Here is a 21720-nt window from a genome sequence, read left to right as displayed (position 1 = left end):
GGTGTCGTCGAGAATAAGCGGGAAACGTGCGACTCTCAGAAGGAGGCTTCCATGAGATCCCTGACCGCCCTGCTGGCTGGAACCGCCGCCCTTGCCGTGGCGAGCCCCGCGCTGGCCCAGAACGAGCTCCGTGATTGGGCGCTCGAGATGTTCAGCCCGGTGCCGGCGACGATTCCCGCGCTCGAGGACAACATCGTCACGCCGGAGAAGATCGAGCTCGGCAAGGCGCTGTTCTTCGATCCGCGGATGTCGGCCTCAGGCGTGTTTTCATGCAACTCCTGCCACAACCTCGCAACGGGCGGGGACGACAACATGCCCGTCTCGATCGGGCATGGCTGGCAGAAGGGGCCGCGCAACTCGCCCACCGTTCTCAACGCGGTGTTCAACGAGGCGCAGTTCTGGGACGGACGCGCGCCCGACCTCGCCGAGCAGGCGAAGGGGCCGGTGCAGGCTGGGGTGGAGATGGCGAACACGCCCGACAACGTGCTCGCGACGCTCAACTCGATGCCCCAATACGTCGACTGGTTCGACGCGTCCTTCCCGGGCGAGGGCGATCCCGTGACCTTCGACAATTTCGCGAAGGCGATCGAGGCGTTCGAGGCCACGCTCATCACGCCGTCGCGCTTCGACGCCTGGCTGAACGGAGACGACAACGCGCTCGACGCGGAGGAGACGCAGGGCCTGGAGCTCTTCCTCGAGGCGGGCTGCGCGAGCTGCCACAACGGCGTGAACCTCGGCGGCAACGGCTACTATCCCTTCGGCCTCGTCGAGAAGCCCGGCGCCGACATCCTGCCCGTGGGCGACAAGGGCCGTTTCACCGTGACCGAGACGGCGGTGGACGAATACGTCTTCCGCGCCTCGCCGCTGCGCAACATCGCGGTCACGGCCCCCTACTTCCATTCCGGGGTGGTCTGGGATCTGCGCACCGCCGTCGACATCATGGCGAGCTCGCAGCTCGGCGCGGACCTCGACGAACAGGAGATCGACGCGATCACCGCGTTCCTGGGCTCGCTGACCGGCGACATGCCGGAGATCACCTACCCGATCCTGCCGGCGGAAACCGCCGACACGCCGCGCCCGACCGGCGAAGTGCTGCCGAACTGACCCGGCATCCGGCCCGATGCGAAGCCCCCGGCCTCGTGCCGGGGGTTTTTGCGTCGAGGATGCCTCCGCGCGGGTCAGCCGGCGCCGGGCAGAAGCGCGGCGACGATGGCCTTCGCGCTCTCCGACGCCCAGTCGGCATCGCCCTGGAGCCGCGCGATCTCTCGCCCCTGCGGATCGAGGATCACGGTGATGGGCAGGCCGAAGACGCCCATCTCCCGCGCCAGCGCCTGGCGCGGGTCGCGGTGGAGCGGCAGGTTGTCTACCCCGATCTCCTCGAAGAAGTTGCGCATCGCCGGCAGCGCGTTGCGCCCGGTGGCGATGGTCACGACCTCGAAATCCTCGCCGCCGAACTCGGACTGAAGTTCGGAAAGCTGCGGCATCTCCTTGCGGCAGGGCGCGCACCAGGTGGCCCAGAAATTCACCACGAGATGCTTGCCGCGGTAATCGGCGAGCGAGCGCGTCGCGCCCTCCGCCGTCTCGAAGGCGGTCTCGGGGGCGGGCTTCGCTTCTGTCGCGAAGGCGAGCTTCTTCATGTCGCCCTCGGCGAGCGCCCGAAGCGCGGCGGTGTCGGCGGCCGCGGCGGCGTTTGCGCCGAGCGCGAGAGCCGTGTAGAGGGCGAGGGTCGAAAGGCGCATGGACGAACTCCCGGGTAGCGGCATGTCAGCAGATTCCTCGAATGCGATGTGGGGCGGGCGCTTTGCGGCCGGTCCCGATGCAATCATGGAGGCGATCAACGCCTCCATCAGCTTCGACCGACGGCTCGCGCCGCAAGACATCGCGGGCTCTCGGGCCCACGCGGCGATGCTCGCCGCGACGGGCATCCTGAGCAATAGCGATGCCGAGGCGATCCGGGAAGGCCTCCTCACGGTGTTGTCAGAGATCGAGGGCGGCAGTTTCGGATTTTCCACCGCGCTGGAGGATATCCACATGAACGTGGAAGCGCGGCTGAAGGACATCGTGGGCGAGCCGGCGGGCCGGCTGCACACGGCCCGCTCGCGCAACGACCAGGTGGCCACGGATTTCAGGCTCTGGGTGCGCGACCAGGCCGACGCGGCCGACGCGGGGCTCGCCGCGCTGATGCGCGCGCTCCTCGCGCAGGCGGAGGCGGGGGCGGACTGGGTCATGCCGGGGTTCACCCATCTCCAGACCGCGCAGCCTGTCACCTGGGGCCATCACATGCTGGCCTATGTGGAGATGTTCGCGCGCGACCGCGGCCGGCTTCGAGACGCGCGCGCGCGGATGAACGAATGCCCGCTCGGGGCGGCGGCGCTTGCCGGCACATCTTTCCCGATCGACCGGGAGATGACGGCGCGCGAGCTCGGCTTCGACCGGCCCTGCGCGAATTCGCTCGACGCGGTGAGCGACCGCGACTTCGCGCTCGAGTTCCTCGCCGCGGCCTCGATCTGCGCCATGCACCTCTCGCGACTGGCCGAGGAGCTGGTGATCTGGTCTTCGGCGCAGTTCCGTTTCGTCGCCATGTCGGACCGCTTTTCCACCGGCTCGTCGATCATGCCGCAGAAGAAGAACCCGGACGCCGCAGAGCTGATCCGCGCCAAGATCGGGCGGATTTTCGGTGCGAACGTGGCGCTGATGACGGTGATGAAGGGCCTGCCGCTGGCCTATTCCAAGGACATGCAGGAGGACAAGGAACAGGTCTTCGACGCCGCCGACACCCTGATGCTGGCGCTCGCCGCGATGGAGGGGATGGTGCGCGACATGGCCGCCAACCGCGACGCGCTGGAGACGGCCGCGGCGAGCGGCTTTTCCACCGCCACCGATCTCGCGGACTGGCTCGTGCGCGAACTCGGGCTACCCTTCCGCGAGGCGCACCACGTCACCGGGAGGCTCGTGGCCGTGGCCGAGGCGGCGGGCCGCGACCTGCCCGATCTCACGCTCGAGGAAATGCGCTCGGTGCACGAGGGCATCCGCGAGGACGTGTTCGATGTGCTGGGCGTCCACAATTCGGTGGCGTCGCGCCGGTCCTATGGCGGCACGGCGCCGGAGCAGGTGCGCGCGCAGCTCGCGCGCTGGAAGGAGCGATTGGGATGAAACGTCTTCCGATCACCGCAGCGGCGCTTCTGGCGCTCGCCGGATGCGGCGCCGACGGCGCGCCGGAACCGCCCGCGCCGAAGCCCGCCACCGGGATCACGATCAGCGGAACCGCCGAGATCGGCGTGTCGGGACGGCGCTGATGGCGCGGCTCAAGTATCTGTGGGCCGCGCTCGCCGTCTGGGGCTCGATCCACCCGATGTACTGGTTCGTGACGTGGTTCCGGCAGAATGGCTGGGACCTCGGCGCAATGATCGACGCGTGGTATGTCAACGCCGCCACCACGGGGCTCGTCTGGGACCTGACCATCGCGGCCATCGCGCTGACGCTCTGGGTGCTCTTCGACGCGGTGGCGCGGCGCGACTGGCTATCGCTGGTCACGATCCCGGCGATCTACGGCATCGGTGTCAGCTGCGGGCTGCCGCTTTACCTCTATTTCCGGGCGCGGCGGCAGGGCCCGGCGGCATAGGGGCGTCCCGCCGCGCGCGCGTCGCGCATCCCATGAGGGCCCCGGGCCTGGAGTTCGAGGATGGATCACTTCCTTTACCGCGACGGCGCGCTTCACGCCGAAGACGTGCCCGTGGCCGAGATCGCGGCGCGGGTCGGCACGCCCTTCTACCTGTATTCGGCCGCCACGCTGGCGCGGCATTACCGGCTTTTCGACGAGGCGCTCGAGGGGCTCGACCATCTCGTGTGCTTCGCGGTGAAGGCCGCCTCCAACCTCGCGATCCTGAAGCTTCTGGGCGACATGGGCGCGGGGATGGACGTGGTGTCGGGCGGGGAATACGCCCGCGCCCGCGCCGCCGGCGTGCCGGGTGAGCGCATCGTGTTCTCGGGCGTCGGCAAGACGCGCGAGGAGATGGCGCAGGCGCTCGCGGGCGGGGTGCGCCAGTTTAACGTGGAAAGCGAGCCCGAGATGCGGGCGCTTTCGGCCGTGGCGACGCAAATGGGGCGCACGGCCCCGATCACCGTGCGCGTGAACCCCGACGTGGATGCGCGCACGCATGCCAAGATCGCCACCGGCAAGGCCGAGAACAAGTTCGGCGTGCCGATCTCGCGGGCGCGGGAGGTCTATGCCGAGGCCGCGGCGCTGCCCGGGATCGAGGTGGTGGGGATCGACGTCCATATCGGCTCCCAACTGACCGAGCTTGCCCCGTTCGAGGCCGCCTATGCCAAGGTCGCGGAGCTGACCGAACTCCTGCGCGCCGACGGCCACGACATCCGCAGGCTGGATCTTGGCGGCGGGCTCGGCATCCCCTACGAGCGGTCGAACGCGGCGCCGCCGCTGCCCACCGAATACGGTGCGATGATAAAGCGCACCGTGGGGCATCTGGGCTGCGAGGTGGAGATCGAGCCGGGCCGCCTCATCGCCGGGAACGCCGGCATCCTGGTCTCGCGGGTGATCTACGTGAAATCCGGGGAGGGGCGGGATTTCCTCATTCTCGATGCGGCCATGAACGACCTGATCCGCCCTGCGATGTATGACGCGTGGCACGAGATCGTGCCGGTCGTCGAACCTGCGCCGGGCGTCGCGCAGGCGCGTTTCGACGTGGTGGGGCCCGTCTGCGAGACGGGGGACACCTTCGCCCGCGAAAGGATGCTGCCCCCGCTCGCCGAGGGCGATCTCGTGGCATTCCGCTCCGCCGGGGCCTACGGGGCCGTGATGGCGAGCGAGTACAACACCCGCCCCCTGATCCCCGAGGTTCTGGTGCGGGGCGATCACGTGGCCGTCATCCGCGCCCGCCCATCCTTTGACGACATCCTGAATCGGGATACCATTCCTGAATGGCTATAGGACGGGGGCGCAGTCACGCGCCCGTGCCTCATGGCCGAGGGAAGGGATCATGCAGGACAACCCGACCGGACAGGACGACGTTTTCCGCGCGATACGCTGGCCTTTCAGGCTGACGCGCGCGGGGATGGCAGCCGAACGCGCGGTGTGGGCGTTCTGGCCGCTCTGGTCGATCCTGGCCGCGGCGCTCGCTCTTCTCATGCTCGGCGTTCAGGACATGGTGCCGGTCGAGGCGGTGTGGGCCGCGGGCGCGCTCGCGGGTCTGGGCGCGACCGCTGCGGCGATCCACGGGGCGCGCCGGTTCCGCTGGCCGTCGCCGGCCGAGACGCTGGTGCGGCTCGATGCGACGATGGCGGGCCGGCCGATCCGGACGCTGCTCGACGAGCAGGCGATCGGCGCGGGCGACGCGGCCTCGGCGGCCGTCTGGGCGGCGCATCAGCGCCGAATGGCCGCCCGCGTCGCGGCGGCACGCGCCGCGCCCCCCGACCTGCGGGTCTCGTCGCGCGATCCCTTCGCGCTGCGTTACGTGGCGCTGCTGGCCCTCTCGGTCGCGCTCGTCTTCGGCTCTTTCTGGCGGGTCGGCTCGGTGACCGAGATGGCCCCCGGGCAGGCGAGCGCGCTGGCCGGCGGGCCGGCCTGGGAGGGCTGGGTGGAACCGCCCGCCTACACCGGGCTTCCCGCCGTCTATCTCAACGACATTACCGCGGGCGAGCTTTCCGTCGCCGAGGGTAGCCGCGTGACGATCCGCCTTTATGGCGAGGTGGGCGCGCTGTCCGTGGCCGAGACCGTCTCGGAGCGCGAGGCCCCCGCGGAACCGGCCGCGGAGCCCTCGCAGGGGTTCGACGTGGCGCGCTCGGGCCGGATCGAGATCGACGGACCCGGGGGCCGCGGCTGGGATGTCGCGCTCCGTGGCGACGCCGCTCCGCGCGTGAGCCTTGCCGGCGAGGCGGAAGCGTCGGCGCGCGGCGAGATGACGTTGCCCTTCACGGCGCGCGACGATTACGGCGTGGTGGCGGGCACGGCGCGGCTCGCCCTCGATCTCGATGCGGTGGAGCGGCAGCACGGGCTTGCCGCCGAGCCGGAAGCCCGTCCCGCCATCGAGGTGCCGCTGCCCATGCCGGTCACCGGGGATCGGGCCGAGTTCGAGGAAAGCCTGATCGAGGACTTCTCGAAGCACCCCTGGGCCAACCTGCCGGTGCGCGTCGAACTTTCGGTGGAGGACGCCGCGGGGCAGCAGGGCGCGTCCGCCCCGACGACCATGGACCTGCCGGGCCGTCGCTTCTTCGATCCGCTGGCCGCCGCGGTGGCAGAGCAGCGCCGCGACCTGCTGTGGACCCGCGACAACGCGCGCCGGGTGGCGCAGGTGCTGCGTGCCGTCTCGCACCGCCCGGACGACGTGTTCCGCTCCGAAACGGCCTACCTGCGGCTTCGCGTGCTTCTGCACCGGATGGAGACCTTCACGAACCATGGCGGCGGGCTCAGCGGGGAGCAGCGCGACGAGATCGCCGAGGCGCTCTGGGATCTCGCCATCCTTCTGGAAGAGGGCGATCTCGGGGACGCGCTGGAACGGCTGCGCCGGGCCCAGGACCGGCTCTCGGAGGCCATGCGCAACGGCGCCTCCGACCAGGAGATCGCCGAACTGATGCAGGAGCTGCGCGAGGCGACGAACGAATACCTGAACGAACTGGCCCGCCAGGCGCAGCGCGACGGCGAAGAGGGCGCGCAGGACCAGATGGCCCAGCAGATGCCCGGCATGGAAATGTCGCAGGACGACCTGCAACGCATGATGGACCGCATCCAGGAGCTGATGGAGCAGGGCCGCATGGCCGAGGCGCAGGAGGCGTTGCGCCAGCTTCAGCAGATGATGGAGAACATGCGCGTGACCCAAGGCCAAGGGCAGGGTCAGCAATCCCCGGGCCAGCAGGCGATGGAGGGTCTGTCGGAAACGCTGCGCAACCAGCAGGGGCTTTCCGACGAGGCCTTCCGCGACCTTCAGGAGCGTTTCAATCCCGGCCAGCAAGGCCAGCAGGGTCAGCAAGGTCAGCAAGGTCAACAGGGGCAACAAGGACAGCAGGGCCAGCAGTTCGGCCAGCAGCCCGGACAGGGGCAAGGGCAGGCGCCCGGTCAGCAGCAGCCCGGGCAGGGCGGCCAGCAACAGGCCCGCCCCGGCGAGGGGCAGGGCGATGCGCCCGGCACCGAGGAGTCGCTCGCGGACCGGCAGCGCGCGCTTCGCCAGGAACTGAACCGCCAGCGCGGGAACCTGCCCGGCCTCGGCGGCGAGGCGGGCGAGGAGGCGCGGCGCGCGCTCGATCGGGCCGAAGGCGCGATGGAAGGCGCCGAGGGCGCGCTGCGCGAGGGCGACCTCGCCGAGGCGATCGACCGCCAGGCGGAGGCCATGGATGCGCTCCGCGAAGGGTTGCGCAACATGGGCGAGGCGCTCGCGCAGGAGCAGCGCCAGAACGGGCAGGGCCAGCAGGGCATGGCCGAGGGGGATCCGGGCAGCGAGTCCCGCGATCCGCTCGGACGCAGCGCGGGCAACGCGGGCCAGATGGGCACCGAAGACAGCCTTCTTCAGGGGGACGATGTCTATCGCCGGGCGCGCGACCTTCTCGAAGAGCTGCGACGCCGGAGCGGCGACAGCGAGCGCCCGGAGATCGAGCGCGAGTATCTGGAACGGTTGCTGGACCGCTTCTGATCCCGGGCGCGATCGCGAAAGGCGCGGTGATCAGGCCGTGTCGAGATCCGCGGGTTTCGCCTCCGTGAGGCCGTCGAGCCAGACGAGGATGCCGGTGACCTGCCCGTTGAGCCAGCCCCGCCCCGCATCGACCACCGCGACATACCCTTCGAGAAGGGGGGCGAGCACCGGGATGTCCCGGGAAAGCTGAGGCGCCAGCGCGTATGTGACGACGAGCATGACCGCCAGAAGCAGCGCGATCGCGAAGCCGCGGGAGAAGCCGCCGCCCCTGCCTGTCTCCTCGGGCTCGTGACAGTCGTCCGCGGCCGGGGCGTCGTGGATCGCGGTCCCCTCGTCGGTGGCGCGCAGCGTCGAATTGATCGCGTCGATATCGGGCAGAAGATCACGCCGCGCGCCTGCGGAGGCCGATCCGGTGGCCGCCGCGACCTCCTCTTCCTGCGCCGGGGCGGGGATGTCGGGCGTGTCCGCGGGCTCTGCCGGGGCGTCGGCGTCGCGATCGACCGGCGCGTCCGCTTCCGGAGCCACCTCCCCCCGCATCCGGGCCATGCGCGCGCGCGCCTCGCGGGCGCGGCGGCTTGCCGCATCCTCTCCGTCGCCGTCGTCAAGGCCAAGCTCGGGCTGGCTTTCGATCGGGGACGCCGCCTCCGAGGCGCGGGCGCGGGCCTCCTGTTCGGCTTCCTCTTTCAGAAGATCGGCGACCGAGGGGTCGAGTTCGCGTCGCGGGGGCGGCGGTGGCGCCTCCGCGCTGTCCTGCGCGTCCTCGGCCATGTCGTCGTCGCTTTCCGCCCGGGGCTGCGCCGCTTCAGGGGCGGCCGCCGGCCCGTCAGCCTCTTCTCCGGCATGGGTCGGATGGTTCTGGAACCATGTGATGCCGCAGGCCGAGCACTGGACGTCGCGCCCCTCTTCGGGGATGACTTCATCGGGAACTTCGTACTGCGCACCGCAATTCGGGCAAGTCAGACGCATCGCCACTCCTCTCGGACCAACCAGCCGGCGCGTCGCGCCGGAACGGCCCTTTCCCCAAGCCCACCGCGCATGAAGTTACCGGCTGGTGCGAGGCCGCGAAAGCCCATTCGCCCGCGCAGCCGGCGATTGCAACCCGACCGGTGCTGAGGCACAACATGGCCCCTGCGGGCAGGCGGAAAACTGGGGGCGGCGGTGATCGAGCTGGACGGTGTGGGCTACAGCTACGGGGGCGGCGAGCTTCTGCAGGACATCTCGCTGGCCATCACGCCCGGCAGTTTCCATTTCCTCACCGGGCCGTCGGGCGCGGGAAAGACGACCTTCCTGAAGCTTTGCTACGGCGCGCTGCAGCCCAGCGCCGGCCGGTTGCGGATTTTCGAGACCGACGTGACCGCCATGAGCCGCGACGCCATCGCCCTGGCGCGGCGCCGCATCGGGGTGGTGCACCAGGATTGCCAGTTCCTGGACCATCTGCCCGTGATGGAGAACGTGGCATTGCCGCTCACGGTGTCGGGGCAGGGGGGCGGTGCCGCACAACAGGACTTGCACGAACTGCTGAACTGGGTGGGCCTGACGGAGCGCGCCACGGCGCTGCCGCCCGAACTCTCCGGCGGGGAACGCCAGCGTGCCGCGCTCGCCCGCGCGGTCATCATGTCGCCGGACGTGATCCTTGCCGACGAGCCGACGGGAAACGTGGACTGGGAAATGTCGGAACGGCTTCTTCAGCTTCTGGTGGAGCTCAACCGGCTCGGCAAGGCGGTCATGGTCGCCACCCACGACCTTGCGCTCATCCGCGCCGCGAAACACCACGTGCAGGCGCGCGTCGTCCGGATCGCCGGTGGCCGGTTGCAGGCGGCGGGGGCCGATCTGTGAGGGGCGCGGTCACGCTGCTGCGCGGGGACACGCAGGCCGACCGGGTGGTCCCGCCCACCGGGATCACCGCGCGGCTGACCGTCTTCACCGCCGCGGCCATGGCCTTTCTGGCGGTCTTCGCGCTGGCGCTGTCGCTTGCCGCTGGGCGCCTCGCCGACCGCTGGGGCGAGGAACTCGCCCGTTCGGCCACGCTGCGCATCTCGGCGCCCGAGGGGCAGATGGCGGAACAGACGCGCGCGGCGCTGCGGCTGCTGGAGACCACGCCGGGGGTCGCCGGGGCACGCGCGCTGGCGCCGGAAGAGCAGCGCGCGCTGCTGGAGCCCTGGCTCGGGCCGGACCTTCCGCTCGACACGCTGCCGGTGCCGCAGCTCATCGAGATCATCGAGACCGAAGAGGGCTACGACGCGGCGGGGCTTCGACTGCGTCTCGCGGCGGAGGTGCCGGGGGCGGTCCTTGACGATCACACCCGCTGGCGCCGTCCGCTGGTGCAGGCGGCCGACCGTCTGCGCCTTCTGGGCTGGGTCTCGATCGCGCTCATCGGCGCGGCGGTGGCGGCGATGATCACCCTGGCCGCGCAGGCAGCGCTGGCGGCCAACGCGCAGGTGATCGCGGTGCTGCGGCTCGTCGGCGCGCGCGACGTCTACATCGCGCGCGCCTTCGTGCGCCGCTTCACGCTCCGCACGCTCACCGGCGCGGCCGTGGGAACGGCGTTCGGCATGATCGCGGTGGCGGCGCTGCCGGGCGGCGGCAGCGGTGAGGACAGTTTCCTCACGGGGCTCGGCTTTCGGGGCTGGCACTGGCTTGCGCCGCTTCTCGTGCCGCCGCTCGCGGCGGTCGTGGCGTTCTGGGCGACGCGCGCGGCGGCCGGGCGCACGCTCAGGGCGCTGACCTGATGCTGCGCTGGGCGCGCTCGGCGCTTTTCGTGGGGCAGATGTACGCCATGATGGCGATCATGGCCGTGTTCTTCACGCCCTGGGCGATCTTCGACCGGCGCGGCGCCTATGCCGGCGTCCGCACCTATTGCCGCTATGTCCGCTGGACGGCGCGCTGGATGGTGGGGCTGCGCACGGAGGTCCGCGGACGGGTCCCGGTGGAGGAGGTGCTGATCGGCTCCAAGCACCAGAGCTTCCTCGACATCATCCTCATCGTCAGCGTCGTGCCACGGCCGAAGTTCATCATGAAGAAGGAACTCGGGCGCGCGCCGATCCTGGGCTGGTACGCCAAGCGCATCGGGTGCGTGGCCGTGGATCGCGGCCGCCGCCGCGCGGCGATGCGCCAGATGGTCGAGGGGGTACGCCACGGTGACGCGCCCCCGGGGCAGCTCATCATCTATCCCCAGGGCACGCGGGTCGCGCCGGGCGTGAAGGCGCCCTACAAGATCGGGACGGCGGTGCTCTACGAGGAGACGGGGCAGCCCTGCGTGCCGGCCGCGACCAATGTCGGCGTCTTCTGGCCGCGCAAGGGCATCCTGCGCAAGCCCGGCCTCGCCGTGGTCGAGTTCCTCGAGCCGATCCCGCCGGGACTGCCCGCCGAAACCTTCATGGCACGCCTCGAGCAGGTCGTGGAAACGCGGTCGGACGCGTTGATGGCCGAGGCCGGTTTCGATCCGCGCCCGCCGGGGCGGGAGAGCGCGGAAGAGAGCTGAGCGGATCCTGCCGGGGGCGCGCGACGTCCCCCGGCCCCCCGCGGTCAGGCGTGGATCGGACCATCGCCGCAGGCCAGCGCCGCCTCGCGAACCGCCTCGGAATAGGTCGGGTGCGCGTGGCAGGTCAGCGCGAGATCCTCGGCGCTGGCGCCGAATTCCATCGCCACGCAGATCTCGTGGATCAGGTCGCCGGCCATCGGGCCGATGATGTGCGCGCCGAGGATGCGGTCGGTCTGCTTGTCTGCGAGGATCTTCACGAAACCGTCGGCGGCGAAATTGGCCTTGGCGCGGCCGTTGCCCATGAAGTTGAACTTGCCCGCCTTGTAGGCGCGGCCCTGCTCCTTGAGGGTCTCCTCGGTTTCGCCGACAGCGGCGACCTCGGGATGGGTGTAGATCACCGACGGGATCACGCCGTAGTTCACGTGCCCGGCTTTGCCGGCGATGACCTCGGCGCAGGCCATGCCCTCGTCCTCGGCCTTGTGGGCCAGCATCGGCCCCGCGATGCAGTCGCCGATGGCGTAGACCCCGTCGACGTTCGTGCGCCAGTGGCCGTCCGTCTTCACCTGGCCGCGCTCGGTCATCTCGACTCCGAGCGCCTCGAGGCCGACGCCGTCGGTGAAGGGTTTGCGGCCCGTCGCCACCAGCACGACATCGGCGTCGAGGGTCGCCTCGCTCTCGTCCTTGCGGAGCTTGTAGTGGACCTTGGCCTTGGTCTTGAGCGCCTCCACGGACTGGACGGCGGCCCCCATGACGAAGTCCAGACCCTGTTTCTTCAGCAGGCGCTGGAAGCCCTTCTGCACCTCGGCGTCCATTCCGGGCGTGATGTGGTCGAGGTATTCCACGACCGTGACCTGCGCGCCGAGGCGCGCGTAGACGGAGCCGAGCTCGAGCCCGATCACCCCGCCGCCGATCACCGCCATCCTTTTCGGGATCCTGGAAAGCTCGAGCGCGCCGGTGGAGGTGACGACCACGGTCTCGTCGATCTCGACGCCGGGCAGGCCGGAGGCCTCGGATCCCGTCGCGACGATGATGTTCTTCGCCTCGTGCGTCTCCTCGCCCACCGTCACCTTGCCGGGCGCGGGGATCGCGCCCCAGCCCTTGAGCCAGTCGATCTTGTTCTTCTTGAAAAGATACTCGATGCCCTTGGTGTTCTGCGCGATCGTGTCGTCCTTGTAGGCGAGCATCGCTTTCCAATCGACCTTGGGCGCGCCGACCTTGAGGCCCATCTTCTCGAAATTGTGCTCGGCCTCGTGAAGCTGGTGGGTGGCGTGCAGAAGCGCCTTGGAGGGGATGCAGCCCACGTTGAGGCATGTCCCGCCCAACGTCTCGCGCCCTTCCACGCAGGCGGTCTTGAGACCCAGCTGCGCGCAGCGGATGGCGGCCACGTAGCCGCCGGGTCCGGAGCCGATAACGATCACGTCGTAGGAGGCCATTGGGTCAGTCCTTTCCCTTTCTGGCGGAGGAGGGGGGCGCTGCCCCCCTCGGCGGCCTGCGCCGCCTCACCCCCCGGAGTATTTGAACCAAGAAGAAGTCACAGGAGCGCCGCGAGGATCATCACCAGGGTGGCGAGGAAGCCCGCCGCCCAGATGAGCGAGCGGCCCGGCACCCAGCCGAAGAGGTAGGCGGGCACGTAGAGAAGGCGGGCGGCGAGGTAGATCCAGGCGCAGGCGGCGGTGACGGGGCTGGATTGCTGCGACAGCATGACGATCGCCACGGCTGCTGTGAAGAGGGTCAGCCCCTCGAAGTGGTTGTCGAGCGCGCGCTTGGCCCGCCCGGCCATGCCGGGCAGCGCAATCGCTTCGTCGCGCGGGCTCATCGCGGCGCGGGGGCCGGCCACCTTCTGGCCGAGCACGGAGTAGAGCGCGAGCTGCCCGGCCTGCAGCAGCACGGCGAGGGCGAGGGCGGTGAGTTCGGGGGTCATGGAATGTCTGCCTTGGTGATCGAGGACGTGGCCGATAGCACGTCCTGCCACTGCGGGGGCGGCGCAGCGGGCCGAGGACGCGTGGTGACGGGGGATATGACGGGCGCCCCGAATACCCTAGCCATTGTTCCGGTAAAGCTGAACATGCGCGTTTTCAAAACCGTCAGATTGGAAATCCGTGTGTCCGTCCCTGCGCGGGCGCTGCAGGCCGGCAACCCGGTGGCGGGGCCGTGGGGACGGCTGCCCGCGCGCCGCGACGCCCCGTGCACGCGGGCGATGATCTTTGCGACGGACACGCAAGGCCCGCCTACAGGTCCATCAGGAGCCGCCGCGGGTCTTCGAGCGCCTCCTTCACGCGCACGAGGAAAGTGACCGCGCCCTTGCCGTCCACGATGCGGTGATCGTAGCTGAGCGCGAGGTACATCATCGGGCGGATCACGATCTCGCCCTTCACCACCACGGGCCGGTCCTGGATCTTGTGCATGCCCAGGATGCCCGATTGCGGTGGGTTGAGGATCGGCGAGGACATGAGGGAGCCGTAGACGCCGCCGTTGGAGATGGTGAAGGTGCCGCCCTGCATCTCGGCCATCGAGAGCTTGCCGTCGCGGGCGCGCTTCGCCTTTTCCGCCATCTCCTTTTCGAGCTCGGCGAAGGNTCTCGCCCTTCACCACCACGGGCCGGTCCTGGATCTTGTGCATGCCCAGGATGCCCGATTGCGGTGGGTTGAGGATCGGCGAGGACATGAGGGAGCCGTAGACGCCGCCGTTGGAGATGGTGAAGGTGCCGCCCTGCATCTCGGCCATCGAGAGCTTGCCGTCGCGGGCGCGCTTCGCCTTTTCCGCCATCTCCTTTTCGAGCTCGGCGAAGGACTTGGCGTCGGCGTCGCGGATCACCGGCACCACGAGGCCCTGCGGCGTGCCCGTGGCGATGCCGATATGGACGAAGTTCTTGTAGACGATGTCGGTGCCGTCGATCTCGGCGTTGACCTCGGGCACCTCGCGGAGCGCGTGGCAGCAGGCCTTGGTGAAGAACGACATGAAGCCGAGCCGCACGCCGTGCTTCTTCTCGAAGAGGTCCTTGTATTCCGAGCGCAGGTCCATGACCGCCGACATGTCCACCTCGTTGTAGGTGGTCAGGATCGCCGCCGTGTCCTGGGCATCCTTGAGGCGGCGCGCGATGGTCTGGCGCAGGCGGGTCATCTTCACCCGCTCCTCGCGCCCGGCATCCTCGGCCGGGACCGGGGCGCGCGGGGCCTGCGCGGGGGCCGCGGGGGCCTTCGCGGCGCTTCCGGCGGCGGCCGCCTTGGCGACGTCGTCCTTCATGACGCGCCCGTCGCGGCCGGTGCCGGTGACCGCGTCGCGCGACAGCCCCGCCTCGGCCATGGCCTTTTTCGCGGCCGGCGCGTCTTCCACGTCCGCACGCTGCCCGGCCGTCTCTTGCGAGGTCTCGTGCTTGTCCGTCCGGGCCGTGTCATCCGATGCGGGCGTGGGGGCCGCGCCGCCCGCCGCGCCCGAGATCACGCCGAGCTTCCCGCCGGCCTGCACCGTTTCGCCTTCGGGGGCGAGGATCTCGGACAGCACGCCGGAGGCGGGCGCCGGCACTTCCACCGAGACCTTGTCGGTCTCGAGCTCGCAAAGCATCTCGTCCTGCTCGACCTTGTCGCCGGTCTTCTTGAACCAGGTCGAGACGGTGGCCTCGGTCACGCTTTCGCCCAGCGCGGGGACCATCACGTCCGCGCTGTCCCCCGCGCCGCCGTCGTCATCGCCGCCCGCGTCGCCGGCCTTCCCGGCGCCCGCTTCGGACGCGGCAGGCGTCTCGCGCGGCTTGATCTCGGTGCTGTCCACCTCGCCGGCCGGGGCGAGATTGGCGAGCAGCGCGTCGACGCCCACCGTCTCGCCCTCCTGGGCGACGATGTCCTCGAGCACCCCGTCGGTGGGCGCGGGCACCTCCACCGTGACCTTGTCGGTCTCGAGCTCGCACAACATCTCGTCGGCGGTGACGCTGTCGCCCGGCTTCTTGAACCAGGTGGCGACGGTGGCCTCTGTCACGCTCTCTCCGAGCGTCGGCACGCGGACTTCGACAGTCATCTTTATCTCACTTTCCTTCGATGGAGAGCGCCTCGTCGACGAGCGCCTCCTGCTGTTTCTTGTGCTGCGAGGCGAGCCCGGTGGCGGGCGAGGCGCTCGCGGGGCGGCCGACATAGCGCGGGCGCCCGTGCTCGGCGCCGATGCGCCCCAGAACCCATTCGAGGTTGGGTTCCATGAAGGTCCAGGCCCCCTGGTTCTTCGGCTCCTCCTGGCACCAGAGGATCTCGGCCTGCTTGAAGCGCTCGAGCTCCTTCACCACCGAGATCGCCGGGAACGGATAGAACTGCTCCACCCGCAGCAGGTAGACGTCGTCGATGCCGCGCGCGTCGCGCTCTTCCAGCAGGTCGTAATAGACCTTGCCCGAGCACATCACCACGCGGCGGATCTTGGCGTCGGGCTTGAGCCGGGTGTCGGAGTTGCCCTTCTCGGCATCGTCCCAGAGCACGCGGTGGAAGCTTGAGCCGGTGACGAACTGCTCGGCATCCGACACGGCGAGCTTGTGCCGCAGCAGCGATTTCGGCGTCATCAGGATGAGCGGCTTCCGAAAGCTTCGGTGCAGCTGGCGGCGCAGGATGTGGAAGTAGTTGGCCGGCGTCGTGCAGTTGGCCACGATCCAGTTATCCTGACCGGACATCTGAAGGAAGCGTTCGAGCCGCGCCGAGGAGTGCTCGGGGCCCTGGCCCTCATAGCCGTGCGGCAAGAGGCAGACGAGCCCCGACATGCGCAGCCACTTCGATTCGCCCGACGAGATGAACTGGTCGAACATGATCTGCGCGCCGTTGGCGAAGTCGCCGAACTGCGCCTCCCACAGCGTCAGCGCGTTGGGCTCGGCCAGGCTGAAGCCGTATTCGAAGCCGAGCACCGCGTATTCCGACAGCATGGAGTCGATGACGTCGTAGCGGGCCTGGCCCTCGCGAATGGCGTTGAGCGGGTAATGGCGCTCTTCGGTGTCCTGATCGACGAGCGCGGAGTGACGCTGGCTGAAGGTGCCCCGCGTGCTGTCCTGCCCCGACAGGCGGACCGGGTAGCCCTCGAGGAGAAGTGAGCCGAAGGCGATCGCCTCGGCCGTCGCCCAGTCGAAGCCCGTGCCTGTCTCGAACATCTGCTTCTTGTGCTCGAGAAGGCGCCCCACGGTCTTGTGGAGGTTGAAGCCCTCGGGCACGCGGGTGAGCGCGACGCCCACGTCCTCCAGCGTTTTCTCGGAGATCGCGGTGTCGCCGCGCTGGTATTCCTTGCCCTCGCGGTCGAGGTGCGACCAGCGGCCATCCAGCCAGTCGGCCTTGTTCGGGCGGTAGGTCTTGCCGGCCTCGAACTCGTCGGCGAGCAGCGACTGGAACTGCGCCTTCATGTCCTCGACCTCGCCCTCGGGGATCAGGCCGTCCCGCACCAGCCGTTCGGTGTAGAGCGACAGCGTGGTCTTGTGCTGCTTGATCTCCTTGTACATCAGCGGGTTGGTGAACATGGGCTCGTCGCCCTCGTTGTGACCGAAGCGCCGGTAGCAGATCACGTCGATGACAACGTCCTTGCCGAACTTCTGGCGGAACTCGGTGGCGACCTTGGCGGCGTGCACCACCGCCTCGGGGTCGTCGCCGTTGACGTGGAATATGGGCGCCTCGACCATCAGCGCGATGTCGGTGGGGTAGGGCGAAGAGCGCGAATAATGCGGCGCCGTGGTGAAGCCGATCTGGTTGTTCACGACGATATGCATGGTGCCGCCGGTACGATGCCCCTTGAGGCCGGAAAGCCCGAAGCATTCGGCCACGACGCCTTGTCCGGCAAAGGCCGCGTCGCCGTGGAGCAGCACCGGCAGCACCTTGCGGCGCTCGGCGTCGTTGAGCTGGTCCTGCTTGGCGCGCGCCTTGCCCAGCACCACCGGGTTCACGGCCTCCAGATGCGAGGGGTTCGCCGTCAGCGACAGGTGCACCGAGTTGCCGTCGAATTCGCGGTCGGACGAAGCGCCGAGGTGGTATTTCACGTCGCCCGAGCCGTCCACCTCCTCGGGCTTGAAGCTGCCGCCCTGGAACTCGTTGAAGATGGCGCGGTAGGGCTTGCCCATCACGTTGGCCAGTACCGACAGCCGCCCGCGGTGGGGCATGCCGATGACGACCTCCTTCAAGCCCAGCGCGCCGCCGCGCTTGATGATCTGCTCCATCGCCGGGATCACCGCCTCGCCGCCGTCGAGGCCGAAGCGCTTGGTGCCCATGTACTTGACGTGAAGGAACTTCTCGAAACCCTCGGCCTCGACGAGCTTGTTGAGGATCGCGCGCCGGCCTTCGCGGGTGAACTTGACCTCCTTGCCGTAGCCCTCGATGCGCTCCTTCAGCCAGGCGGACTGCTCGGGGTTGGAGATGTGCATGTACTGCAGCGCGAAGGTGCCGCAGTAGGTCCGCTTCACGATGTCGAGGATCTCGCGGATCGAGGCGATCTCCAGCCCCAGCACGTTGTCGATGAAGATCGGCCGGTCCATGTCGGCCTCGGTGAAACCGTAGGTCCGGGGGTCGAGTTCCGGGTGGTCGGTCTTGGCGCGCAGGCCGAGAGGGTCGAGATCGGCGGCCAGATGCCCGCGGATACGGTAGGCGCGGATCAGCATGAGCGCGCGCACCGAGTCGAGCACGGCGCGCTGCACCTGGTCGTCGGTGACCTCCACGCCATGCGCCTCGGCCTTCTCGCGGATCTTGTCGCCGGCGGCCTTGGCCTCCGCCCGCGCCTCGGCTTCGGGCCATTGCCCGTCGAAGGCGTTGATGAGCTCGCCCGCGGGCGTGGGCGGCCAGTCCCGCCGCGCCCAGGAGGGGCCCTCGGCCTCCCGTCTCACCTCGGCCTCGGGGTCGCCGAGCTCCTGGAAGAAGGCGGCCCAGGCCTCGTCCACCGCGGAGGGGTCCTCCGCGTAGCGCGCGTAGAGCTGTTCGAGATACTCGGCGTTCTGCCCCTGCATGAAGCTCGAGGCCTTGAAGAGATCGTTCGGGCTTTGCTCGGTCATGGGCGCACCTCTTGTGGGTTGGGGCCGAAGCGGTTGGAGCCGGGCTCGGACGGCCGGGTCAGCCAGTAGACGACGATGAGGGGGGAAATCAGGAAGATCAGGAAGGCGACATGCATGACGATCGCGCTCGCGCCGAAAAGGATCGCGCGTAGATCGCCGGCAAGCACCGCGTCGAGGCCGGACACCACGCTCGCGAAGCCGCCGATGCCCACCATCACGATGAGCGGGTAGAGAAGGTGCAGGCCCGAGCGCCCGCTGTCATGCATCCGTCGCCAGCCGGCGGAGAGACCGGGCAACAGGGTGACGAGAAAGAAGCCGGTCGCGAGGACGCCCTCGCTCCGGTACTCGATCACGCCGGGGGCGACCTCGACGGCCCGGGCCCCGAAGATCGCCGCGTCGAGGACGCTCAGCGCAAGGCTTCCCCCGACGACGAAAAGGGTGAACCACCAGTATTCGGGGCGCGACGCGCGCCCGGAAAAGGTGGCGAACTTGCGCAGGCAGGTGGTGACGGCGTCGGCGAAACTCATGCCGGCGCCTCCGTGACGGGCCGGACCCTCGGTTCGGGGCCGTAGTCGTTCGGGCCTTTCTGAGAGGGCCGCGTCAGCCACCACAAGATCAGGATCGAGGCCGCGAGCTGCGCGATCGCGGCCGCCGCCGCCAGCCCCGCACCCATGCCAGGCATCATCGCGCCCGGCCCGGCGCCCGGCCCGTCCCCGGCCATGCGCGCCGCGAGCCCGAAGCCCGCGAAGAACAGGATCGCCAGGGAAATCAGCATCGGGATCAGAAGGTACCACCCGGGCCGGCCGGTGTCGTGCATACGCCGCCAGCCCGCGGCGAGCAGCGGCAGAAACATCGCGAGGCTGAAGAGCGGGCCGACGATGCGGGTCTCGGGCGCCTGCGGCGTGCCGAAGCCGAAAAGCGCCCCGTCGACCAGGCGCGCCACGAGGCCGCCCAGCATCACGAAAAGGAAGAACCACCAGTATTCGGGCCGCCGCGCGCGGCCCGAGAAGGTGGCGTATTTGCCCAGGCAGTTCCGGACTGCCTCCGAAAACCCCATGCTACGTGCCTCCTTCGCGGCACTCCCGCTCAGCCGATGGCCTTCAGCACCGCCTCGCCCAGCCCGGCGGGGCTGTCGGCCACGACGATGCCGGCCGACTTCATCGCCTCGATCTTGTCCTCGGCGCCGCCCTTGCCGCCGGCGACGATGGCGCCGGCGTGGCCCATCCGCCGCCCCGGGGGCGCGGTGCGCCCGGCGATGAAGCCCGCCGTCGGCTTGGAGCGGCCCTTCTTCGCCTCGGATTTCAGGAAGTCCGCGGCGTCCTCCTCGGCCGAGCCGCCGATCTCGCCGATCATGATGATCGCTTCCGTCTCGTCGTCGGCGAGGAACCATTCCAGCACGTCGATGTGCTCGGTCCCCTTGATGGGATCGCCGCCGATGCCCACGCAGGTGGACTGGCCGAGGCCGACATCCGTCGTCTGTTTCACGGCCTCGTAGGTAAGGGTGCCCGAACGGCTTACAACCCCCACCTTCCCGCGCTTGTGGATGTGGCCCGGCATGATGCCGATCTTGCAGGCGTCGGGCGTGATCACGCCGGGGCAGTTCGGCCCGATCAGCGTGGTCGTGGCCCCTTCGAGCGCGCGCTTGACCTTCATCATGTCGAGCACCGGAATCCCTTCCGTGATGCAGACGACGAGCGGGATGCCCGCGTCGATCGCCTCCAGGATCGAATCCGCGGCGAAGGGCGGGGGCACGTAGATGACCGAGGCGTTCGCGCCGGTCTGCTGCACCGCCTCGTGGCAGGAGTTGAAGACCGGCAGGCCCAGATGCTCCTGCCCGCCCTTCCCGGGCGTCACCCCGCCCACCATCTTCGTGCCGTAGGCGATGGCCTGCTCGGAGTGGAAGGTGCCCTGGCTGCCGGTGAAGCCCTGGCAGATCACCTTGGTGGTTTCGTCGACGAGAACTGCCATTTTAATTTCTCCCAAGCCCCAATCGGAGCTCTCTTTGTCTGTAGAGCTTTATTGCTGTTTCTCTGCGGATGACAGAAAGAGCGCTTGAAAAAGCATCCCCTGGTGGCTGTTCTTGCAGATAATCTCGAGAATTGACCATGTCGTTTGCCAAGTCTGTCGCAGCGAACATGCACAGTGCTTCGGCGATTAGCTTGGCGCCGTCCCAGACGGATGGTTCAGCCTGTTCAACGTTCGCCAGAACGTTGGCTTCGCAGGCCCAGTATTCCTCCCAACGTTCTTGTGAAGACGCTGAAGTCGCCAATGCAGCGAATACAGCGACTGGAAGCAATCGTCGGAGCATCTTCTACCCCTTGACCGCCTTGACGATCTTCTGCGCCGCGTCGGACAGGTCGTCCGCCGCGATCACGTTCAGGCCGGAAGTGTTGATGATCTCCTTGCCCTGCGCGACGTTCGTGCCCTCGAGCCGGACGACCAGCGGCACCTCGAGCCCCACCTCCCTGACGGCGGCGACGACGCCCTCGGCGATGATGTCGCAGCGCATGATGCCGCCGAAGATGTTCACGAGGATGCCCTTCACGTTCTTGTCCGACGTGATGATCTTGAAGGCTTCCGTCACCTTCTCCTTGGTGGCCCCGCCACCCACGTCTAGGAAGTTCGCGGGCTCGGCGCCGAAGAGCTTGATGATGTCCATCGTCGCCATGGCGAGGCCGGCGCCGTTCACCATGCAGCCGATCTCGCCGTCGAGCGCGATGTAGTTGAGATCGTATTTCGACGCGGCGAGTTCCTTCGGATCCTCCTCGGACTCGTCGCGCAGCGACGCGATGTCGGCGTGCCGGTAGAGCGCGTTCGAGTCGAAGCTCATCTTGGCGTCGAGGCATTTCAGCTCGCCCTCGTCCGTCACGATGAGCGGGTTGATCTCCAGCATCTCCATGTCCTTGTCCACGAAGAGCCTGTAGAGCGTGCCCATGAGGCCGACGCACTGCTTGATCTGCTTGCCCTCGAGGCCCAGCATGAAGGCGATGCGGCGGCCGTGGAAGGGCTGGTATCCGGTCACCGGATCCACCGAGAAGGACAGGATCCGCTCCGGCGTCGACGCGGCGACCTCCTCGATGTCCATGCCGCCCTCGGTGGAGCAGACGAAGGACACGCGGCTCGTCTGCCGGTCCACCAGGAGCGCAAGGTAGAGCTCGCGCGAGATGCCGGAGCCGTCCTCGATGTAGATGCGCCCCACCTGCTTGCCCGCGGGGCCGGTCTGGTGGGTGACGAGGGTGCGGCCGAGCATCCGGCGCGCCTCCTCGGCGGCCTCCTCCACCGACTTCGTGAGGCGCACGCCGCCCTTCTCGCCGGCGCCGTCCTCCTTGAAGTGGCCCTTGCCGCGACCGCCCGCGTGGATCTGCGCCTTCACCACCCAGAGCGGGCCGTCGAGCTCTCCGGCGGCGGTCTTCGCATCCTCGGCCTTCAGCACCACGCGCCCGTCGCTCACCGGCGCGCCGTAATCCCGCAGAAGTGCCTTGGCCTGATATTCATGTATGTTCATTCAGCACTGTCCCGTCACGGTTCGTTTGTCCCGGTATACTCATATTGTCGCACCCGGTCGAAACCGTTTTCTGGTCTGTCACGCGGTTTTGTGCATTCTTGGGGAGGTT

20 protein-coding genes and 1 pseudogene are annotated in these 21720 nt (G+C 69.0%); 9 read left to right on the top strand and 12 right to left on the bottom strand.

Annotation, left to right across the window (positions count from 1 at the left end):
• Positions 1-51: 51 nt before the first annotated feature.
• The gene (locus tag AB6A66_RS05080) at positions 52-1104 is read left to right on the top strand and encodes a cytochrome-c peroxidase (protein ID WP_371055028.1); all 1053 of its coding nucleotides are present in this window, start codon (positions 52-54) and stop codon (positions 1102-1104) included.
• Positions 1105-1178: 74 nt separating this feature from the next.
• Here the strand turns inward: AB6A66_RS05080 and AB6A66_RS05075 are convergent, their stop codons facing one another.
• Positions 1179-1739 carry a TlpA family protein disulfide reductase gene (locus tag AB6A66_RS05075; RefSeq protein WP_371055027.1) on the bottom strand — a complete coding sequence of 187 codons (561 nt, stop codon included), beginning with the start codon at positions 1737-1739 and terminating at the stop codon, positions 1179-1181.
• A gap of 22 nt (positions 1740-1761) precedes the next feature.
• Here AB6A66_RS05075 and argH point away from each other — a divergent pair, with 22 nt between their 5' ends.
• From argH to AB6A66_RS05050, 5 genes are read left to right on the top strand one after another with little or no spacing between them, the layout of a single operon-like run.
• Positions 1762-3153: an argininosuccinate lyase gene (argH, locus tag AB6A66_RS05070; protein ID WP_371055026.1), complete on the top strand. Its 1392-nt coding sequence runs from the start codon at positions 1762-1764 to the stop codon at positions 3151-3153.
• Entirely contained in the window at positions 3150-3296 is a 147-nt protein-coding gene (locus tag AB6A66_RS05065; protein WP_371055025.1) for an argininosuccinate lyase, read from the top strand. The genes argH and AB6A66_RS05065 overlap by 4 nt, the downstream gene beginning before the upstream one ends.
• Complete coding sequence (locus AB6A66_RS05060) at positions 3296-3622, top strand: DUF2834 domain-containing protein (RefSeq protein ID WP_371055024.1); 327 nt, start codon at positions 3296-3298, stop codon at positions 3620-3622. The genes AB6A66_RS05065 and AB6A66_RS05060 overlap by 1 nt, the downstream gene beginning before the upstream one ends.
• A gap of 60 nt (positions 3623-3682) precedes the next feature.
• Complete coding sequence (lysA, locus tag AB6A66_RS05055; protein ID WP_371055023.1) at positions 3683-4948, top strand: diaminopimelate decarboxylase; 1266 nt, start codon at positions 3683-3685, stop codon at positions 4946-4948.
• Positions 4949-4997: 49 nt separating this feature from the next.
• Complete coding sequence (locus AB6A66_RS05050) at positions 4998-7640, top strand: TIGR02302 family protein (RefSeq protein WP_371055022.1); 2643 nt, start codon at positions 4998-5000, stop codon at positions 7638-7640.
• Between the two features lie 30 nt (positions 7641-7670).
• Here AB6A66_RS05050 and AB6A66_RS05045 read toward each other — a convergent pair whose 3' ends face one another.
• The gene (locus AB6A66_RS05045; protein ID WP_371055021.1) at positions 7671-8606 is read right to left on the bottom strand and encodes a zinc-ribbon domain-containing protein; all 936 of its coding nucleotides are present in this window, start codon (positions 8604-8606) and stop codon (positions 7671-7673) included.
• Positions 8607-8798: 192 nt separating this feature from the next.
• Here AB6A66_RS05045 and AB6A66_RS05040 point away from each other — a divergent pair, with 192 nt between their 5' ends.
• The 3 genes from AB6A66_RS05040 to AB6A66_RS05030 are packed head-to-tail and all read left to right on the top strand — an operon-like array spanning position 8799 to position 11121.
• Complete coding sequence (locus AB6A66_RS05040) at positions 8799-9476, top strand: cell division ATP-binding protein FtsE (protein ID WP_371037407.1); 678 nt, start codon at positions 8799-8801, stop codon at positions 9474-9476.
• On the top strand, positions 9473-10369 hold the full coding sequence (locus AB6A66_RS05035) for a cell division protein FtsX (RefSeq protein ID WP_371055020.1): 897 nt from the start codon (positions 9473-9475) through the stop codon (positions 10367-10369). Before AB6A66_RS05040 ends, AB6A66_RS05035 begins: the two co-directional genes overlap by 4 nt.
• Positions 10369-11121, top strand: a complete 753-nt coding sequence (locus AB6A66_RS05030; protein WP_371055019.1) for a lysophospholipid acyltransferase family protein — start codon at positions 10369-10371, stop codon at positions 11119-11121. Before AB6A66_RS05035 ends, AB6A66_RS05030 begins: the two co-directional genes overlap by 1 nt.
• Positions 11122-11165: 44 nt before the next feature.
• Here AB6A66_RS05030 and lpdA read toward each other — a convergent pair whose 3' ends face one another.
• The 10 genes and pseudogenes from lpdA to sucC form a co-directional block, all read right to left on the bottom strand.
• Positions 11166-12554: a dihydrolipoyl dehydrogenase gene (gene lpdA, locus AB6A66_RS05025; RefSeq protein WP_371037404.1), complete on the bottom strand. Its 1389-nt coding sequence runs from the start codon at positions 12552-12554 to the stop codon at positions 11166-11168.
• A 98-nt stretch (positions 12555-12652) separates the two neighbouring features.
• On the bottom strand, positions 12653-13042 hold the full coding sequence (locus AB6A66_RS05020; RefSeq protein ID WP_371037403.1) for an MAPEG family protein: 390 nt from the start codon (positions 13040-13042) through the stop codon (positions 12653-12655).
• Between the two features lie 307 nt (positions 13043-13349).
• The gene (locus tag AB6A66_RS05015) at positions 13350-13673 is read right to left on the bottom strand and encodes a 2-oxo acid dehydrogenase subunit E2 (RefSeq protein ID WP_371055156.1); all 324 of its coding nucleotides are present in this window, start codon (positions 13671-13673) and stop codon (positions 13350-13352) included.
• 25 nt (positions 13674-13698) lie between these two features.
• A pseudogene (odhB, locus tag AB6A66_RS05010) lies at positions 13699-15129 on the bottom strand (2-oxoglutarate dehydrogenase complex dihydrolipoyllysine-residue succinyltransferase); the annotation flags it as partial.
• 7 nt (positions 15130-15136) lie between these two features.
• Positions 15137-18106: a 2-oxoglutarate dehydrogenase E1 component gene (locus AB6A66_RS05005; RefSeq protein ID WP_371055018.1), complete on the bottom strand. Its 2970-nt coding sequence runs from the start codon at positions 18104-18106 to the stop codon at positions 15137-15139.
• The gene (locus AB6A66_RS05000; protein WP_371055017.1) at positions 18103-18633 is read right to left on the bottom strand and encodes a DUF805 domain-containing protein; all 531 of its coding nucleotides are present in this window, start codon (positions 18631-18633) and stop codon (positions 18103-18105) included. Before AB6A66_RS05000 ends, AB6A66_RS05005 begins: the two co-directional genes overlap by 4 nt.
• A complete protein-coding gene (locus tag AB6A66_RS04995; protein WP_371055016.1) occupies positions 18630-19163 on the bottom strand; it encodes a DUF805 domain-containing protein in 534 nt (177 codons plus the stop codon). The genes AB6A66_RS05000 and AB6A66_RS04995 overlap by 4 nt, the downstream gene beginning before the upstream one ends.
• Positions 19164-19192: 29 nt before the next feature.
• Positions 19193-20074, bottom strand: a complete 882-nt coding sequence (gene sucD, locus AB6A66_RS04990; RefSeq protein ID WP_371055015.1) for a succinate--CoA ligase subunit alpha — start codon at positions 20072-20074, stop codon at positions 19193-19195.
• A 1-nt stretch (position 20075) separates the two neighbouring features.
• Positions 20076-20414 carry a hypothetical protein gene (locus AB6A66_RS04985; RefSeq protein WP_371055014.1) on the bottom strand — a complete coding sequence of 113 codons (339 nt, stop codon included), beginning with the start codon at positions 20412-20414 and terminating at the stop codon, positions 20076-20078.
• Positions 20415-20417: 3 nt separating this feature from the next.
• On the bottom strand, positions 20418-21611 hold the full coding sequence (gene sucC, locus AB6A66_RS04980) for an ADP-forming succinate--CoA ligase subunit beta (protein WP_371055013.1): 1194 nt from the start codon (positions 21609-21611) through the stop codon (positions 20418-20420).
• Between the last annotated feature and the right edge of the window lie 109 nt (positions 21612-21720).

Origin of the sequence: Rhodosalinus sp. K401, assembly GCF_041365735.1 — a bacterium.
GTDB lineage: Bacteria > Pseudomonadota > Alphaproteobacteria > Rhodobacterales > Rhodobacteraceae > Rhodosalinus.
The sequence above is the reverse complement of the archived record's forward strand: the minus strand, read 5'-3'. Positions and strand labels throughout refer to the sequence as shown.

Excerpts from the sequence above, each read along its gene's own strand:
- lysA (WP_371055023.1), top strand. The coding sequence starts at position 3,683 with ATGGATCACTTCCTTTACCGCGACGGCGCGCTTCACGCCGAAGACGTG.
- sucC (WP_371055013.1), bottom strand. The coding sequence starts at position 21,611 with ATGAACATACATGAATATCAGGCCAAGGCACTTCTGCGGGATTACGGC.
- argH (WP_371055026.1), top strand. The coding sequence starts at position 1,762 with ATGTCAGCAGATTCCTCGAATGCGATGTGGGGCGGGCGCTTTGCGGCC.
- AB6A66_RS05030 (WP_371055019.1), top strand. The coding sequence starts at position 10,369 with ATGCTGCGCTGGGCGCGCTCGGCGCTTTTCGTGGGGCAGATGTACGCC.
- AB6A66_RS04985 (WP_371055014.1), bottom strand. The coding sequence starts at position 20,414 with ATGCTCCGACGATTGCTTCCAGTCGCTGTATTCGCTGCATTGGCGACT.
- AB6A66_RS05065 (WP_371055025.1), top strand. The coding sequence starts at position 3,150 with ATGAAACGTCTTCCGATCACCGCAGCGGCGCTTCTGGCGCTCGCCGGA.
- AB6A66_RS05060 (WP_371055024.1), top strand. The coding sequence starts at position 3,296 with ATGGCGCGGCTCAAGTATCTGTGGGCCGCGCTCGCCGTCTGGGGCTCG.
- AB6A66_RS05080 (WP_371055028.1), top strand. The coding sequence starts at position 52 with ATGAGATCCCTGACCGCCCTGCTGGCTGGAACCGCCGCCCTTGCCGTG.
- lpdA (WP_371037404.1), bottom strand. The coding sequence starts at position 12,554 with ATGGCCTCCTACGACGTGATCGTTATCGGCTCCGGACCCGGCGGCTAC.
- AB6A66_RS05050 (WP_371055022.1), top strand. The coding sequence starts at position 4,998 with ATGCAGGACAACCCGACCGGACAGGACGACGTTTTCCGCGCGATACGC.
- AB6A66_RS05020 (WP_371037403.1), bottom strand. The coding sequence starts at position 13,042 with ATGACCCCCGAACTCACCGCCCTCGCCCTCGCCGTGCTGCTGCAGGCC.
- AB6A66_RS05005 (WP_371055018.1), bottom strand. The coding sequence starts at position 18,106 with ATGACCGAGCAAAGCCCGAACGATCTCTTCAAGGCCTCGAGCTTCATG.
- AB6A66_RS05075 (WP_371055027.1), bottom strand. The coding sequence starts at position 1,739 with ATGCGCCTTTCGACCCTCGCCCTCTACACGGCTCTCGCGCTCGGCGCA.
- AB6A66_RS05000 (WP_371055017.1), bottom strand. The coding sequence starts at position 18,633 with ATGAGTTTCGCCGACGCCGTCACCACCTGCCTGCGCAAGTTCGCCACC.
- AB6A66_RS05045 (WP_371055021.1), bottom strand. The coding sequence starts at position 8,606 with ATGCGTCTGACTTGCCCGAATTGCGGTGCGCAGTACGAAGTTCCCGAT.
- AB6A66_RS05015 (WP_371055156.1), bottom strand. The coding sequence starts at position 13,673 with ATGGCGGAAAAGGCGAAGCGCGCCCGCGACGGCAAGCTCTCGATGGCC.
- sucD (WP_371055015.1), bottom strand. The coding sequence starts at position 20,074 with ATGGCAGTTCTCGTCGACGAAACCACCAAGGTGATCTGCCAGGGCTTC.
- AB6A66_RS04995 (WP_371055016.1), bottom strand. The coding sequence starts at position 19,163 with ATGGGGTTTTCGGAGGCAGTCCGGAACTGCCTGGGCAAATACGCCACC.